We start from the raw sequence: 15,672 nt of genomic DNA, 5'->3' as shown, positions 1-15,672 counted from the left end.
AATACACATTGGCAGGTTATTTCTTATTTGATGTTCCCAAAAACGGAGAAAGCAGGTCTAGAGATTTCAATAACCTATGTTTTTTCGCTTTCAAACATCAATACCCAATCAGCAATATTCCCTTCAAAGGAAGATGTAATCTGTTTGAAATATAAAGTGTTTCCAAAAATGTATAAACTTTTTGAAAATCATCCGCTCCTCTGTACTCATTTCTTACCGCAACAATCAAATGCTCGACTTGAAACATCATGCAAGCTTGAAATATGTCTTTTAGGAATTGATTATTAGCAACAGCCCTACCTGCTTCAACTTCAATTACAATTTTTTCATCTTCACTAATAGCATCAGCATTAAATGACTTATCAATAGTATCATCAAATCCGAATAAGACAGGGACGCTTATTTTTTTTTCTCTTGATTTACCGCTTTCGACAGTATAACTAATCGCTTCTAAATGCGGTCTTATTATTTCCAAAACATCATTGGATGAAAGATTGTTTTCAGGTGATTTTATTTTATCTTCTTCTTTCTGAAAACAATCAATTACAGACTTAAGACTCTGTGTGATTCCTTGGGACCTGGGGAAACATTGAAATCTTATCATATTGCTTCTTTAATTATTCGATTTAGATCATTGATGCTTAACTCGATTTCATTTTTTTCAACAAAGAAAAAAATGATTTCATCAAGTAATCTTGCTTTTTTTGAAATATAAGCCCCACATTTATTTAGAATTACATCGTTTAGATCAGTGGTGGAAATTATAACTTCCTCTGATAAAGTATCCAAAAACAAACTTCTTAGTGGATATTTTTTACCTCTAAAAACAACCCTTTCCATTATGCTGCGATTTTTTGTTCGACGCATTTTATCTCTATCGTTTGAGGTGCATGTCATCAATGATATTCAAAAAAAATTAGGACATTTTCAAGTATCATATTATAGAAATCGAATTAGTATATATACCTGAATAAATTTTCGAAAACGAATAAACGGTGAGTCCATCTCCCGCAGATTTCGCTAATTTACGCAGATAAAATTTCCGCGAAAATCTGCGTGATCTGCGGGAAATGATTTCATCTCCCCATCTCGTACTTCCTCACCACCGGCTTCTGCGCCTTTGATGCGTCGAATTGATGTTTTCTGTCGTACGCGCCCCACGGGCTATTGGCAATGAAATAGAACGTGTCACCGGAAACGACGCCCAGTGTGGGTTCTCCTAGATTATCCGTTGCCTTTTCCACAAATTCCATTTTGGTGATTCGCGTTTGATCGTTATTCAGATAATAACGGCACGCACGTAAAGGGTTTGTCCCATTTTGCAACGCCAGCAAACTGTTTTTATAAAAATATAAACCGTCAATTCCTCTCAAGGCGTTCGGCGTATCAAATCCGATCTTATCGATGGTTTGCGTTTTAAGAGACACGCAGTACAATCCGGATATGTAGTCCGCGACGAAAAGTGTGTTACCATCGGAAGAAAAATCCAATCCTTGCAAGTTCCACGCGGTGGGAAATGTGAGCCAGAGTTTTAACTGATCGTCTTTTGAGCTGATCTTATATAAGGACGGTTCTCCGCTGTCGGAAATATAAACGTCGCCCGACGGATGGATAGCCAGGTCGCCGAACACATGTTCACCGGCGATGGAATATATTTTTTCCAGATCACCCGAATCGATATTAAATCGTGCCACGGCCGCTTTACCTTGGAGTGAATCGGCATATCCGGTCATCTCCGGCATCACGCTTGTTGCGACCCACAAAGCGCGGCGTTTCGAGTCAACCTTCATTCCCATAACGCAAAACAGCCGATCTGTTTTTTTGAAGAAGCTAGTGTTTACAGTTCCTTTTTCATCGCGAACGGCTATTGTTCTTTGACGGATACTGCCAATAAAAAAACGCTTCGTCTTGGCGTCATACGCGATGCCTTCCGGATGAAAGCCGTTATCTTCCATGGTGAATGCCGTTTCGGTCAACGAGATGGGTTTATTGATGCTGTCGATCAATGTAAAGATATCTTTCATGCCGGGCGTATTCCAAATAGAAACAAAATCACTGTCGTTCATAAATTGTTTGGATACATTGATCCAGACGGCTTTCGCAAGTGATTTCAAAGAAGCATCGCTCTGTCCCGTCAGCGCTTGTCCTCCGGCAATGTTATATAAAATGGAATACGTATTCGGACGCACGGAGTCAGCCGATTGCATCGCCCGAATGAACGCAAAATAATCTTTGGATTCATACGCCTTAACGCCTTCGCGATATTTTGATTGAAAAAATTCCTGAGATGTTTGCGCATCGCACTTTGCGGCCAGAACTACAAAGACAATAAAAAATAGACTTTTCATCGGATTCTCCTCACTCAATGTTAAAAAAGTAAATTATTTTCTCGTCGAAGTAACGGCGATCAGTTGCCAGTTGCCGTCGAATTTTTTGTATGTAGTGGTCCAGGCGAAATGTGTGGTGTCCAGGATCGGTTTGCCCGAGTCATCTTTGAGTTTTAGTACTACGAGTTTTTTGACAAAAGTATTGGCCAGCGTAGCGTCGTCGGAGATCACGATAACGGGAGGTTCCACATCGTCCCAGGTTTCAAATTTAACCCGGTCGAAATAAGCTTGAATGCGTTTTTCCCGCTCATCACGCGTTGGGCGCTTGATGTCGCCGTTCTGGATATTCATAAAGTCGTCGGCCTGTTCCGTTAAAAAACCCGTAACATTCTTGTCGAAATGAGCGGTGCGGGCTTTTTCGTGCAAGCTGAGCAGCTTCTGTTTTTCCGCCTGCAGATCCGGCTTGAGTGAACAGCTCATGGCGGTTAACATAACCATGGTAAAGAAATATTTCATCAAGTTCCTCCGTTTTATTATTTACCAAGATCGAAAAAGTAATTCGATGTCAAGTCATCCCCTACGCAAATATTCTGAAATGGTTACCCGATTTCTATAAAATGACCCTAAAATCACTCGAACGGGTCAAAAATATCCCGTTTTTTTGCTTGCGTGCTGATGGTGAATCAAATATATTGCGTAGGATGTTCATTGGAAATGATACTGAATTCGTTAGGGGTTGTGCGCTTGAGGCGTACTGAGAACATACCCTTTGAACCTGATACGAGGTCATACCGGCGTAGGGAAACGACATATAGAAATTCTAAATTTTGAATTAGAAATTTTGAATTGCCGTTTCCCGCAAAGAAGCGGCTTTTTTGTTTATAGGCTATTAATTCAAAATTCATAATTCAAAATTTCGAATTTCATTAGAAAGGACCATATATGTCTGCTAATATATCCAATATTCCAAGTGAGAAAAGCAAGATCACACGAGATCCTTTTCCCGCGTCCAAAAAAATTTATGTGCCGGGCAGTCAACGCGATGTGAAAGTCGCCATGCGTGAAATTTCCGTCGAGGACGGATTCTCTCACGATGCGGCCAACGGTAACGGCCAGAAAAAATCAGTTGTCGTGTATGATACAAGCGGTCCGTATACCGATCCGGACGTGAAGATCGATATATACAAAGGTCTCGATCCGCTGCGCCTGAGATGGATCAAAGAACGGGGCGATGTGCAGGAACTTTCTCAAATTAGTTCCGCGTACGGGCGCTTGCGTGAAAATGACAAGAGCATCGACGCGATCCGTTTTAACAGGACGCGTCCGACACTGCGCGCCAAAACCGGCGCTAATGCGTCGCAGATGTATTATGCGAAGAAAGGCATCGTTACTCCTGAAATGGAGTATATCGCCATTCGTGAAAATCAAGAACGGGAAGAGGCGTTAAAAGAATTTCAAGTTCAGCATCCCGGTGAAAATTTTGGCGCTTCGATTCCTCCGATCATTACGGCGGAATTTGTCAGAGATGAAGTTGCCCGTGGACGCGCGATCATTCCCGCCAATATCAATCATCCCGAGAGCGAGCCGATGATCATAGGGCGAAATTTTCTTGTCAAGATCAACGCTAATATCGGTAATTCCGCGATCGCTTCCAGTATTGAGGAAGAAGTTGAAAAGATGATCTGGGCGATCCGATGGGGCGCAGACACGGTGATGGATCTTTCAACGGGAAAAAATATTCACGAAACCCGCGAATGGATTTTGCGAAATTCACCGGTGCCGATCGGTACCGTTCCGATCTACCAGGCGTTGGAAAAGGTCGGCGGCAAAGCGGAGGAACTTACATGGGAAATTTATCGCGATACGCTGATAGAGCAGGCGGAACAAGGCGTGGATTATTTTACTATTCACGCGGGTGTGCTTCTCCGCTACATTCCTCTGACAGCTAAACGCGTAACCGGTATTGTTTCCCGGGGAGGATCGATCCTCGCCAAGTGGTGTTTGGCACATCATAAGGAAAATTTCCTCTATACGAATTTTGAAGAAATCTGCGAGATCATGAAAGCGTACGACGTCAGTTTCAGCCTTGGCGACGGATTACGGCCGGGCTCGATCGCGGACGCTAATGACGATGCGCAATTCGCGGAACTCGACACGTTAGGCGAACTCACAAAAATCGCGTGGAAACAAGACGTTCAAACCATGATCGAAGGCCCGGGACATATTCCGATGCACATGGTTCAGGTCAACATGACCAAACAACTTGAAATTTGCGGTGAAGCGCCGTTTTACACGCTAGGCCCTCTCACAACGGACATTGCACCGGGATACGATCATATCACGTCGGGCATCGGCGCGGCCATGATCGGCTGGTTCGGTTGTGCGATGTTATGTTACGTTACACCCAAAGAACATTTAGGATTACCTGATCGTGACGATGTAAAAGACGGCGTGATCACGTACAAAATAGCCGCCCACGCGGCCGATCTCGCCAAGGGCCATCCGGGCGCGCAGATCAGAGACAATGCGCTGAGCAAAGCGAGGTTTGAATTCCGCTGGGAAGATCAATTCAATCTTTCGCTCGATCCCGATACGGCGCGGGAATTTCACGACGAGACTTTGCCGGCCGAAGGCGCCAAAGTGGCTCACTTCTGCAGCATGTGCGGGCCGCATTTCTGTTCCATGAAGATCACGCAGGACGTCCGCGATTATGCTGATTCCCTTAAAGTGGACGAGGATAAGGCGCTTGAACTTGGAATGAAAGAAAAGGCAGAGGAATTCAAGAAAGCGGGTTCGGAAATATATGTGCCAATGTAATTCTTTGACTTTAAGCAAAAAAAAATCTATAATTGTCATATGAGTAAACTGCCTAATGCCCCTCTTATAGAGGTTGTATTTGAACTTCGTTGGAAAATATCAGATAAGAAAGATCTGGAAAGGTATCAGTATCTACATGGGGACTTGTTTGCCCTTGTAAAGGGAAATTATAAATATCGTGAAGCATTGTTTCCAGCCGAAGTTCCAATTGAAGTTTATGCAAATAATCCAGCTTATCGTTTTAGGGTTGAAAAGGATTCGTACCCGTTAATTCAAGTTGGTCCCGGGGTAATAACCGTTAATACAATTGATGAGAAATATAATTGGGATGAATATGAAAGCAGGGTTATGGATGTTATTAGCAAATTCATGCAAGTTCATCCATTGGATTTAGATCAGACGGTAACTTTAACTCTTCAATATTTTGATTTTTTGCAATTTGATTTTAAGAAAAACGAAGTTTTTCAATTCTTGAAAGATAATCTAAACATTTCCATTCAGCAAGATTTTTACAAGAACGTTTTGCACAGTACAAATTTAAATGTCGGCCTGTCCTATGAAACATCAAATGGTGCTTTAACGTTATCATTTAATCGTGGAAACAATAAAGACGGTCAGGATGGTATCGTAATAAGGACTAGTTTGGTTGGTAAGCCAATCAAACCTGAAAAAAATCAAATAAAGAAATGGTTGGCAGAATCTCACGAATTTTGTAGTCAGTTATTTAAGGATATGACTAAAGGTGGTTTATACGAATCTTTTAAATTGAAAAAGGTTTAATTCTATGGTTCCTATGGAAAAAACTCAAGATTTTACAGAGCCAACAGCTGTTTATCGTTTCCTTGAAAAGACCGGCCTGACAAATACTTTTTTTGAAAAAAATGTATTTTCGTATCCTAATTCTAGGTTAGTAATCAACTTGGACGACTTTCTTGGGAGCCACACTAACTTTGATCTTGCTCAAGGTGAATCAAATTTTTCTAGAGCATTTGAAGTGTTAGGGGATTCAGATATAAATTATTTCGATTTCGTAGCTAAACCGATACCATCAAAGAAGGTCATGTTTAAGGTTAAAATAGTATCGGTAAAGACTGTTGTACCGAAAATCTATTTTGATGAAGTATTAATGTAATGCTCTATCCGTGGTATGAAACAGTTGATAGTTCTAATGTTATTTTTCAGGGTGATCTCATTCCGGAATGTCCAATAGTTAAACCGCCTGATAATTTGGAATTAGACACAATGCCAGAAGTGGAAATTCAGCGTTTTAATTCTATTGTAGTATCTCAATCATGCGATTTGGAAAACGATAAAATTGAAATTGTATTGGTATGTCCATATTTGACTCTTTCGGAATATTTAAGTCAACTGCCGGAAAATTACCAAAATGCTGATGGTAGAAAAAACGTAAAAAAAGCACTAAAACAAGGACATTATCCGAGTAATCATTTGTTGAATAAAGATGAACAAAGTGGACTGAGCGATTTCATAGTAGTTGATTTTAGAAACGTTTATGGTGTCAGTTTTGATTATCTAAAAAAATATGTGTACAAAATTCCAAAAAGGATTCGCTTACTTCCTCCTTACCGGGAGCATTTGTCTCAGGCCTTTGCAAGATTTTTCATGCGAGTAGGATTACCAAGTAATATTGACATTTAGTCATTATATGATGAGATAGCGGAGTCGGAGATCTACTCTAGCAGTTGAGAATTAAGTTCCTCCAAAAAATACCGATTCTTTATCAAAGGCCAGGCGGTTGTCTGGCCTTTTTTATTTAGCTAAATCCTTATTTTGACTTGAAATTAAAATGAAAAAAAGCTACACTTTAATGCTGAAACATATTGCAATTTAAAGGAGAAAATATCATGTCCTCATTTCAAGTTCCACTGGCAAGATCGATGGGCCGTCTCGGTACGGAAACGGCGTTTGAGGTGCTGGTCAGGGCAAAAGCGTTGGAAGCGCAGGGCAGGGATGTGGTACATCTGGAGATCGGAGAACCTGATTTTAATACGCCAGCAAATATATCGGAAGCGGCAATCAAGGCTATTCACGACGGATGGACACATTACGGGCCTGCGGCAGGCTTGCCTGAATTACGTAAAGCGATCGCTGAATATATTTCCAAAACACGTAAAATTGACGTCGTTCCTGACGAGGTGGTAGTCACGCCCGGCGGTAAACCGATCATTTTCTTTCCTATTCTGGCATTAATCGAAGAAGGGGATGAGGTGATTTATCCCAACCCGGGATTTCCGATTTATGAATCGATGATCAAATTTGTTGGCGGCAAAGCCGTACCGCTACGCATCAGCGAGGAGAAGAATTTTACGATCGACGTAAACGAGTTGAAGTCGAAGATCAATTCAAAGACCAAGCTTATTATTATCAATTCTCCCGCCAATCCTACGGGCGGCGTCTTTACGCAACAAGACATTCAAGACATTGCGGATATCGTGAAAAATTACAACTGTTACGTTATGTCGGACGAAATATACAGCCGCATCATGTACGGATCGGAGCATTTCAGTATATCGAGTCTGCCCGGCATGAAGGAACGTACGATCATTCTCGACGGGTTTTCAAAAACGTATGCCATGACCGGCTGGCGCGCAGGGTACGGCGTGATGAATAAAGACCTTGCAGCCATGGTGGCGAAGCTTATGACCAATAGTAATTCGTGTACCAATAGTTTCGTTCAGCGGGCATGCGTAGAAGCTTTGCAAGGATCGCAAAGCGAAGTGGATAAAATGGTGGCGGAATTTCAGAAGCGCCGCGATTTTATCGTTGACGGACTCAACAAGATCAAAGGCTTTTCGTGTAAAAAACCGCTGGGTGCTTTCTATGTATTTCCGAATATTACAAAGACGGGAATGGAGTCGAAGAAATTAGCGGATTATCTTTTGAATGAAGCCGGCGTTGCGGCGTTATCCGGAACGGCTTTTGGCGAATACGGGCAAGGTTATTTACGATTATCATACGCCAATTCGATTGAGAACATCGCGAAGGCACTTGAGAAGATCGATCAGGCGATGAAAAAGTTGTAATTTTGCATTATATTTCAAAGATCAAAAATTAAAATGCAAAATGACAAATCAAAATTTAAACATGAGTTTAAGAAACGTTTGTACGCGTTTACGCTTAAGTTGATTGAATTTATCGATAAATTACCAAACGATAATGTTTCCAGAAGATTAGGTGACCAATTGTTGAGAAGCGGGACAAGTATTATCGGTAATTATGTGGAAGGACAGTCGGCAAGCAGTAAAAAGGATTATATAAATTATATTAATACTTCTTTGAAGTCAGCTAACGAAAGCAAATTATGGCTTTCCTTATTGAAAGATTCAAAACGGGTTGCATTGACAGAAGTTGAAGGGCTATTAAACGAATTGAACGAATTTTCAAATATTTTCGCGTCAAGCATATTAACACTTAAAAACCGAAAATAGGTTTTGATGTTTTATATGTAACTTTGATCTTTGATTTTTAATTTTTGATTTAACTTCAGGAGAATAACTTGTCAGCTTCAGCGGGAACAATAAAAAAGACGCCATTCTATGACAAACATGTCGCGGCCGGCGCAAAGATGGCTGAATTTGCCGGGTACTATATGCCGATCCGTTATGACGGAGATATCGTAGAGCATCAGCGTGTGCGAACGAACGTCGGCGTTTTTGACGTGACGCACATGGGCGAATTTTATGTCAGCGGCGGCGGCGCGATGGAATTTCTGCAGAAAATGACCGTCAATGACGTTTCTAAACTGGCTTTGCATCAGGCGCAATACAGCGCGATGTGTAAACCCGACGGCGGTATTGTAGACGACCTTATCGTGTATCGGTTTGCAGATAAATTCATGCTGGTCGTGAATGCGGCAAACTTAGAAAAGGATTTTAATTGGCTGAAATCGCACTGTCCTGCCAATGTGAAGTTAGAGAATGTCAGCGATACTATTGCGCTGCTCGCCATACAAGGGCCCAATGCGCAGAACGTTCTTCAGCAGTTGACATCCGTCAATTTATCGAATATCAAATTCTATTGGTTCGATGAAGGCGAAGTGGACGGCGTACCCATGACGATTTCACGAACGGGGTATACCGGCGAAATAGGGTATGAACTTTATTTTGATGAGAAATACGGCGACAAGATTTGGAATGCAGTGATGAAAGCCGGCGAAAAATATAATATCGGCCTTGCGGGATTAGGCGCAAGGGATACGCTCCGTTTGGAAATGAAATATTGTTTATATGGAAACGATATTGACGAAACTACGCACCCGCTGGAAGCAGGCCTAGGCTGGATCACGAAATTAAAAAAAGGCGACTTTAACGGGCGCGACGTTATGCTGAAGGCCAAAGAAAAAGGTCTAACACGTTTGTTGATCGGCTTAGAGGTTGACGGGAAAATACCGGCGCGCCACGGGTACGAAGTTATGAAGGACGGGGAAAAAGTTGGGATCATCACCAGCGGAACTTTTTCGCCGACGCTTCAGAAAGCGATCGCAATGGCGTACGTGGATACACGGTTTTCCGAAATCGGAACCACATTAACCGTAAATGCGCGCGGACGGAGCCTGACAGCTAAAGTTATTCCGACTCCATTTTACAACGGTAATCCGAGTAAATAAAATAAAAAATAAGAGCCGAAGTTTAAAAAGATTATTAAGCACGACCTGATGGTAAAAAAAGCAGCCGTCACGGACAGTGTATACGTATTTTAATTTCAATCTTTTTCTGCTGATTTTTTGTATGCAATCAAAGAAAAAAACTAGTCCGAAAACAAGAACGTCCGGGACCGCAAAGCCTAAGATTCCTCAAAAACCACCGCCAAAAAAAGGTTTAAATCTCAACTTGAGCACGAAACTCAAAGAAGAGATTGTAGGTATTTTGTTAATGACCTTCTGCGTTCTCTTGCTGCTTGCGATTGTTTCACACCGACCCAATGAACATCCGGCGAGTATTATGGAGTTATGGCGGGCGAACCAACTTGCAAATTTTCTCGGCGTCGTTGGTGCGTATATTTCATACTATCTTGTTTATTACACGTTCGGTTATGCATTTATAGCGGTGCCGACTTTGTTTTTCGTTTGCGGATGGCTGCTATTTACACACAGGAGTATTTTTCTTGTCAATCAGTTTGCGTTTTATATTCTCACACTGATGGTTATCGTGTCGACGTGGTTAGCTTTGCCTTATACCGACGTTCCCGGCGCGGGCTGGAGTGCGAGCGGGTTTTTAGGCGGGATGATCGCCACACAGTTATTTATTTGGTTAAATAAATTCGGCTCCATCGCAATATGGGTTGTGGTATCGCTTGTCTGGGTGATCATGGTTACACGCATCAGCATTGCAGATCTTATACCGGCTATTAAATATATTTTTGTAACTTCTTATCGCCAAACGACAGAAACCATTTCCAAATTTAAAAATCGCCAGAGCGCATTACTAGAAGAAGAAAAACGAAAAACTGAAAAGCTCGCCGTTCAGGATGGGGAAACATTGAGCGGGAATGCGTCGGAAGCCCTCATTCAAGAAGGAGAAAAGCCGTTTATTCCGCAATATTTAAAGAAAGAAAATCAAGTCGAAGACGCGGTTCCTCCTGACCAGAGTACACCCAATGTCGTTGAGGAAAAGAAGCCGGAAGTGCCTGTCGAAAACACAAAACCAAAATTCATTAATGAAACGACCGGCACCAAAGAAATTCAGAAAATTACAAAGACTGAAGTTAAGCCTAACGAAAAGAACGATGACATTACGGGTTTTGAATCCGGTATGGATACCCAGTTTATGCGTGACGTCAAGTCGCTGGGACACATCGAAAAACAGTTTGTAATTCCGTCGATTGATTTTGACAATACCCAAGAGGTGAGAGAACTGGAAGCGGCGGATAGAATAGCCAAAAAAATGGAAGGCATCGAAAGTACGACGGAGTCTGCACAATCCGCAAAGTTCAAAGAAAAAACCGAGGAAAATCCGACAGTCGATTTATCTAATGTAGACTTTAAGGACATTGCTAAAAACGCATTTGATGCCGAACATGGCGACGATTATCTGAGAGTGGATACGGATCAGGTAGAACAACCAGACTTGTCTTTCAAAAAAGAGGAGACTCGTGACGATCAGGAAATTTCGGAAGAACAAGAGCCGGTTACGGATGAAGCAGGGGAATTCGAGCTCCGGCACGAATTAATAGAGAGCACTGATGTAAATGAAATCAATGACGAAAAACCGATTGAAAAAACTAAAGTTGTATCTGCGAAGGAACAAATATTTGATACGGAGATTGATTTTGATAAAGAGAATCAGGCGGCGCGAAAACGTTACCGTCACCCGTCGCTGGATCTTTTGGAACCGACGCAGGAAATTGAGAAGTTAACCGAAGAACAAATTCAGGAGTTGGATCAAAAAATTCATCTTATTATCAAGACCCTTTCTGAATTCGGCATTGACACAAAAGTAGTTGCCACCGAATACAACGGGCCGGTGGTTGCAATATATCAATTAGAATTACCTACCGGATTAAAAATTTCGAAGATCACCGGTTTGGAGGATGAGTTGGCATTGTCAATGAAAGTAAAGTCGGTGCGAATGGTTCCGGTCACTTCCAAGGGAACCATACAAGTTGAGATTCCAAAACCGAAAGCCTCGCCGGTATTGATCCGTAGTTTATTTGAAGACAAATATTTTAAGAACGTAAAACATAAATACAAGTTAGGGTTGGCGCTCGGCAAGACCATCGACGGTGAAATTCATTTCGAGGATCTTGCGAAGATGCCGCATCTTCTGATAGCAGGTACTACGGGTTCCGGTAAAAGCGTCGGCGTCAATTCGTTTATCACCAGTTTGCTGTATCAATTTGATCCTTCGGATGTGAAGTTCGTCATGGTTGACCCGAAAAAAGTTGAGCTGGCTCTATACCGGCGTTTGAAAGATCATCATCTGATCTGCTTGCGCAATCAGCGCGGCGAGATCATGGAAGACGTGATTACAAAACCGGAAAATGCAAAACTGATGCTAAAGGCGCTCGTAGAGGAGATGGAGGACCGTTACGAAAAACTGGCTCACGCAAATGTTCGCAATATCGAAGATTATAATAAGCGCTGGCATGATGGCAGTCTGCCTGACGATGGAAAGACTCACCACTACAAGCTGGAATATATCGTGGCGATCATAGACGAATTAGCCGATCTTATGATGACGGCGCCGCGGGAAGTGGAAACGTCGATCACACGTTTGGCGCAAATGGCGCGCGCGGTCGGCATTCACCTGATCGTAGCGACACAACGCCCGTCCGTCGATGTACTCACGGGATTGATCAAGGCTAATTTTCCGGCGCGAATCGCTTATCAGGTGCGCAGCAAGATCGACTCTCGAACCATTCTCGATATGGGCGGGGCGGAACTACTGCTCGGTAAGGGCGACATGTTGTATCTCCCGCCAGGTGCGATGCCTATTCGAATTCAAAATGCCTTTACATCCACGCGGGAAACGGAATCGATCGTGGAGTATATCAGCAAGATGCCGCCATTTCCAAGAAAAGATTTTGTCATGAAAGAAGAACCGCGAGAAAATGTAGACGGTGAATCTGAAGCCGGCGCTTACGACGCACTTTTTAATGAAGCGTTGGATATCGTAGTAAAACACAACCAAGGCTCCGCCTCACTTTTACAGCGTAGGCTCAGTATCGGCTATGCACGGGCGGCACGGATAGTGGATCAGTTAGAGCGGGCCGGAGTCGTAACGGCGCAGGACGGCGGTAAGGCGCGGCAGGTATTGATCACGGAAGATCAGGTTGCGATGTACAGAGCGTAAAAATTGAATGGTCAATAGGACGGTTTTTCGGTATAATACTTTCTATTAAAGATTAACACAAGGATAGTGGGATGAACTGTATCAAATTAGCGGCGTTGTTCTTTTTCATTACGGCGAACTTGTCGGCCGGTGAAGACGCACAGTCGATCATAAAAAAAATTCAGAATAAATATAAAAAAACTGAAAGTTTTACTTTCAATTTTGATTATCATTTCAAGTGGAAACTGACGGGACAACATCAGGATCTGCAGGGAAAACTTTATTTCAAAAAAGAAAATAATATTCGGTATGAATTAGGGCAGCAGCTTAATATTACTAACGGCGAAGTCGTTTGGCAATATTCGGAATTGAATAATCAGGTGCTCATTGACAAGCTAAAAAAGAACAGTAAAAGCCTTTTCATGCCCAAGTATTTTCTCTATGACTATCTCGACAAGTTTATTGCTGAAGTTATTAAGATAGAAACGGTGAAAGATCGGCTGATTTATGTTCTGAAACTGGATCCGAGAGACCGGGATGATTTTGTGCAAAGCATGAAGATATGGGTTCCTGCAGACACGTGGATAACCGAAAAGATCGAGTATACGGATCTCGAAGGCAATTCCATTTCATACGAATTTACGCATGTTGAGATTGACCGCGCTCTGGATCCGAAGTTGTTCAACTTTCAGGTGGAACAGGGAATGGAAGTTATTGATCTGCGCTAACGGGAGAAGGTGTTGAAGAGACTTTTTTGGTTATTATTGAATATCGGTATCAGCGTATTTTTTATATGGCTGGCGGTTAGAGGAATTGATTTTGATGAACTCACAAAATCTTTTTGGGGTGTAAGTATAGGTTTTGTTTTCTTTTCAGTTGCATTGAATTTGTTCAGTTGCTGGCTCCGGGCGCTTCGTTGGCAATATCTGCTTCTGCCGATAAAAAAAATTCGAACGTCTAATGTGTTTTCCGCTTTAATGATTGGTTTTATGGTCAACAATGTTCTCCCGTTTCGGTTAGGCGAATTTGTAAGAGGGTATGCGCTCAAACAGTCTGACAACATTTCATTTAGCGCTTCGATAGGCACGGTGGTGGTTGAACGTATCATCGATGTACTGACTTTATTGATGATTTTCGGATTCATCTTATTGCTGTTTCCTTTTCCGGAGTGGGTAAAAAACGGCAGTGTATTGGTAGCTGCAATAGTTGCCGTATCAATTTTTATTCTTTTCATGCTGGTAAAGAGAACCGATTGGACACTGAAGTTAGTTCACAGGTCAGTCAGCTTTTTTTCAGTCACATTGGCCTATAAGATCGATAAAATTGTAAAATCCTTTATTGAAGGCGTCAGTTTTTTACATTCAGCTAAATCGTATGTGATCATTACGGTTTTAAGCGTTGTGATCTGGGGCACTTATATTTATGTTATGTATGCAATGTTCTACGCGGTTCACTTTGAGTTGCTGTATCAGCTGGATATGCTAGGGGCTACGGTTGTGATGGTATTTACTTCTTTTGCTATAATGATTCCTGCCGCGCCGGGCTATGTCGGAACCTTTCATGAAATCGCAAAACAAAGTTTGATGTTGTTGAATGTGGACAAAGAACATGCATTGGGATTTGCTATTATTTTTCATGCCAGCCATTATATTTCAGTTACAGGAATCGGATTTATTTATTTTTTTAAAAATCGCTTAAAACTAAAAGATGCTTTACATTCCGCCGACGCAGCGGAACAACCTATAAACTAACCACACAAGGTATTGATGTTGAGAATTTCTTTTATCGCCCTGGCGCTGTGTTTTACGGTTCAGCTTTATTCGCAAGAAAAAAGGTATGCGGATACAACCGACAGTAAACCTTTATCGGCAAAAGTGGAAAGAAAAGTAAGGCCCGGAGAAAGATTACAGATTAGCGTTTACGGCCACGATGAGCTTCCAAAAGAGGCGATGGTGGGAACGGACGGGACGATTAAATATCCTTTTATGAAGGATATCAAAGTGGACGGAATGACCTTGGAGCAGTTCAGTAATGTATTAGCGGCGCGCCTATCACAATATATCGGCGGCAGGGCGGAAGTAGTAGTCGCATTTGCGCAAGAAGAAATGATCGAGGTCATTGTGCTCGGACAGGTCAACAGCCCGGGTGCTTTGAAAATTCCAAAAAATCATACCATTCAGGGCGCTATTTCTGCTGCAGGAGGAGCGACGCCGCGATGCGATCTAAATAAAACGCGGATCATCCGTCGTAATCACGAAACCGGTTTACGTGAAGATATTACGATTCCGCTGGAAACCATCATTATTGAAACGGGCAATGTTGAAAAACTAAAAGATCTGCAGGACGGAGACATAATTTTTGTTCCGGCGATATACGGCGCGGTTTATGCAAATGTGCTGGGTGCTGTGCGCAATCCGGGAAATTATCCTTTATTCCCAGGCGCAAATGTGATCGATGTTATATTTTTAGCCGGCGGGCCGCAAGATGAAGCTTCGATCCGAAGTATTAAATTGATTCGTCGCATCGGGGCTGCCCAATCTGAGCAACTAGTCGACATTGAAACCGTTCTCAAAGCGAAAGGCGGGCAAGTTCCGTTAGTAGAACCCGGAGATATCATTTTTGTTCCGGCAAAGAAATTTACTCTTAAAACTCTTATCACAGTTTTGACATACACCATTACTTTTGCTTCAGCATATTTGTTGTATCTAAATATTCAAGCGCGAAAAAATAATTAAGGC

General features: G+C 42.2%; 15 protein-coding genes and 1 riboswitch. Of the genes, 11 read left to right on the top strand and 4 right to left on the bottom strand.

Translation table 11 applies throughout. The features are described 5' to 3' along the window. Positions 1-97: 97 nt before the first annotated feature. From F9K33_00150 to F9K33_00135, 4 genes are all read right to left on the bottom strand, one after another. Positions 98-604: a hypothetical protein gene (locus F9K33_00150; protein KAB2881502.1), complete on the bottom strand. Its 507-nt coding sequence runs from the start codon at positions 602-604 to the stop codon at positions 98-100. Further along, positions 601-867, bottom strand: a complete 267-nt coding sequence (locus F9K33_00145; protein ID KAB2881501.1) for a hypothetical protein — start codon at positions 865-867, stop codon at positions 601-603. The genes F9K33_00150 and F9K33_00145 overlap by 4 nt, the downstream gene beginning before the upstream one ends. A gap of 209 nt (positions 868-1,076) precedes the next feature. Next, positions 1,077-2,348 carry a hypothetical protein gene (locus tag F9K33_00140; GenBank protein KAB2881500.1) on the bottom strand — a complete coding sequence of 424 codons (1,272 nt, stop codon included), beginning with the start codon at positions 2,346-2,348 and terminating at the stop codon, positions 1,077-1,079. Between the two features lie 33 nt (positions 2,349-2,381). Further along, a complete protein-coding gene (locus tag F9K33_00135) occupies positions 2,382-2,843 on the bottom strand; it encodes a hypothetical protein (protein ID KAB2881499.1) in 462 nt (153 codons plus the stop codon). A 205-nt stretch (positions 2,844-3,048) separates the two neighbouring features. After that, positions 3,049-3,147: riboswitch (TPP riboswitch) on the top strand. Positions 3,148-3,269: 122 nt separating this feature from the next. Between F9K33_00135 and thiC the strand changes: the two genes are divergently transcribed. From thiC to F9K33_00080, 11 genes are all read left to right on the top strand, one after another. Beyond that, entirely contained in the window at positions 3,270-5,144 is a 1,875-nt protein-coding gene (thiC, locus tag F9K33_00130) for a phosphomethylpyrimidine synthase ThiC (protein ID KAB2881498.1), read from the top strand. 39 nt (positions 5,145-5,183) lie between these two features. Then, the gene (locus F9K33_00125) at positions 5,184-5,924 is read left to right on the top strand and encodes a TIGR04255 family protein (protein KAB2881497.1); all 741 of its coding nucleotides are present in this window, start codon (positions 5,184-5,186) and stop codon (positions 5,922-5,924) included. Between the two features lie 13 nt (positions 5,925-5,937). Then, a complete protein-coding gene (locus F9K33_00120; protein ID KAB2881496.1) occupies positions 5,938-6,276 on the top strand; it encodes a hypothetical protein in 339 nt (112 codons plus the stop codon). Next, complete coding sequence (locus F9K33_00115; GenBank protein ID KAB2881495.1) at positions 6,276-6,803, top strand: hypothetical protein; 528 nt, start codon at positions 6,276-6,278, stop codon at positions 6,801-6,803. The genes F9K33_00120 and F9K33_00115 overlap by 1 nt, the downstream gene beginning before the upstream one ends. A gap of 206 nt (positions 6,804-7,009) precedes the next feature. Beyond that, positions 7,010-8,188, top strand: a complete 1,179-nt coding sequence (locus F9K33_00110) for a pyridoxal phosphate-dependent aminotransferase (protein KAB2881494.1) — start codon at positions 7,010-7,012, stop codon at positions 8,186-8,188. Between the two features lie 33 nt (positions 8,189-8,221). Continuing rightward, complete coding sequence (locus F9K33_00105) at positions 8,222-8,593, top strand: four helix bundle protein (protein KAB2881493.1); 372 nt, start codon at positions 8,222-8,224, stop codon at positions 8,591-8,593. Positions 8,594-8,682: 89 nt separating this feature from the next. Beyond that, on the top strand, positions 8,683-9,771 hold the full coding sequence (gcvT, locus tag F9K33_00100) for a glycine cleavage system aminomethyltransferase GcvT (GenBank protein KAB2881620.1): 1,089 nt from the start codon (positions 8,683-8,685) through the stop codon (positions 9,769-9,771). A 121-nt stretch (positions 9,772-9,892) separates the two neighbouring features. Further along, positions 9,893-12,955 carry a DNA translocase FtsK gene (locus tag F9K33_00095; protein KAB2881492.1) on the top strand — a complete coding sequence of 1,021 codons (3,063 nt, stop codon included), beginning with the start codon at positions 9,893-9,895 and terminating at the stop codon, positions 12,953-12,955. Positions 12,956-13,026: 71 nt separating this feature from the next. After that, entirely contained in the window at positions 13,027-13,662 is a 636-nt protein-coding gene (locus F9K33_00090) for an outer membrane lipoprotein carrier protein LolA (protein KAB2881491.1), read from the top strand. Between the two features lie 9 nt (positions 13,663-13,671). Further along, a complete protein-coding gene (locus F9K33_00085; GenBank protein KAB2881490.1) occupies positions 13,672-14,685 on the top strand; it encodes a flippase-like domain-containing protein in 1,014 nt (337 codons plus the stop codon). A 15-nt stretch (positions 14,686-14,700) separates the two neighbouring features. Continuing rightward, positions 14,701-15,669, top strand: coding sequence for a hypothetical protein (locus F9K33_00080; protein KAB2881489.1), 969 nt, complete (start codon positions 14,701-14,703; stop codon positions 15,667-15,669). The last annotated feature ends 3 nt before the right edge of the window (positions 15,670-15,672 follow it).

The organism is bacterium (assembly GCA_008933615.1).
Taxonomy (GTDB): domain Bacteria; phylum CLD3; class CLD3; order SB21; family SB21; genus SB21.
Note: the sequence above shows the minus strand (reverse complement) of the source record. Positions and strands in the feature narration are given on the sequence as shown.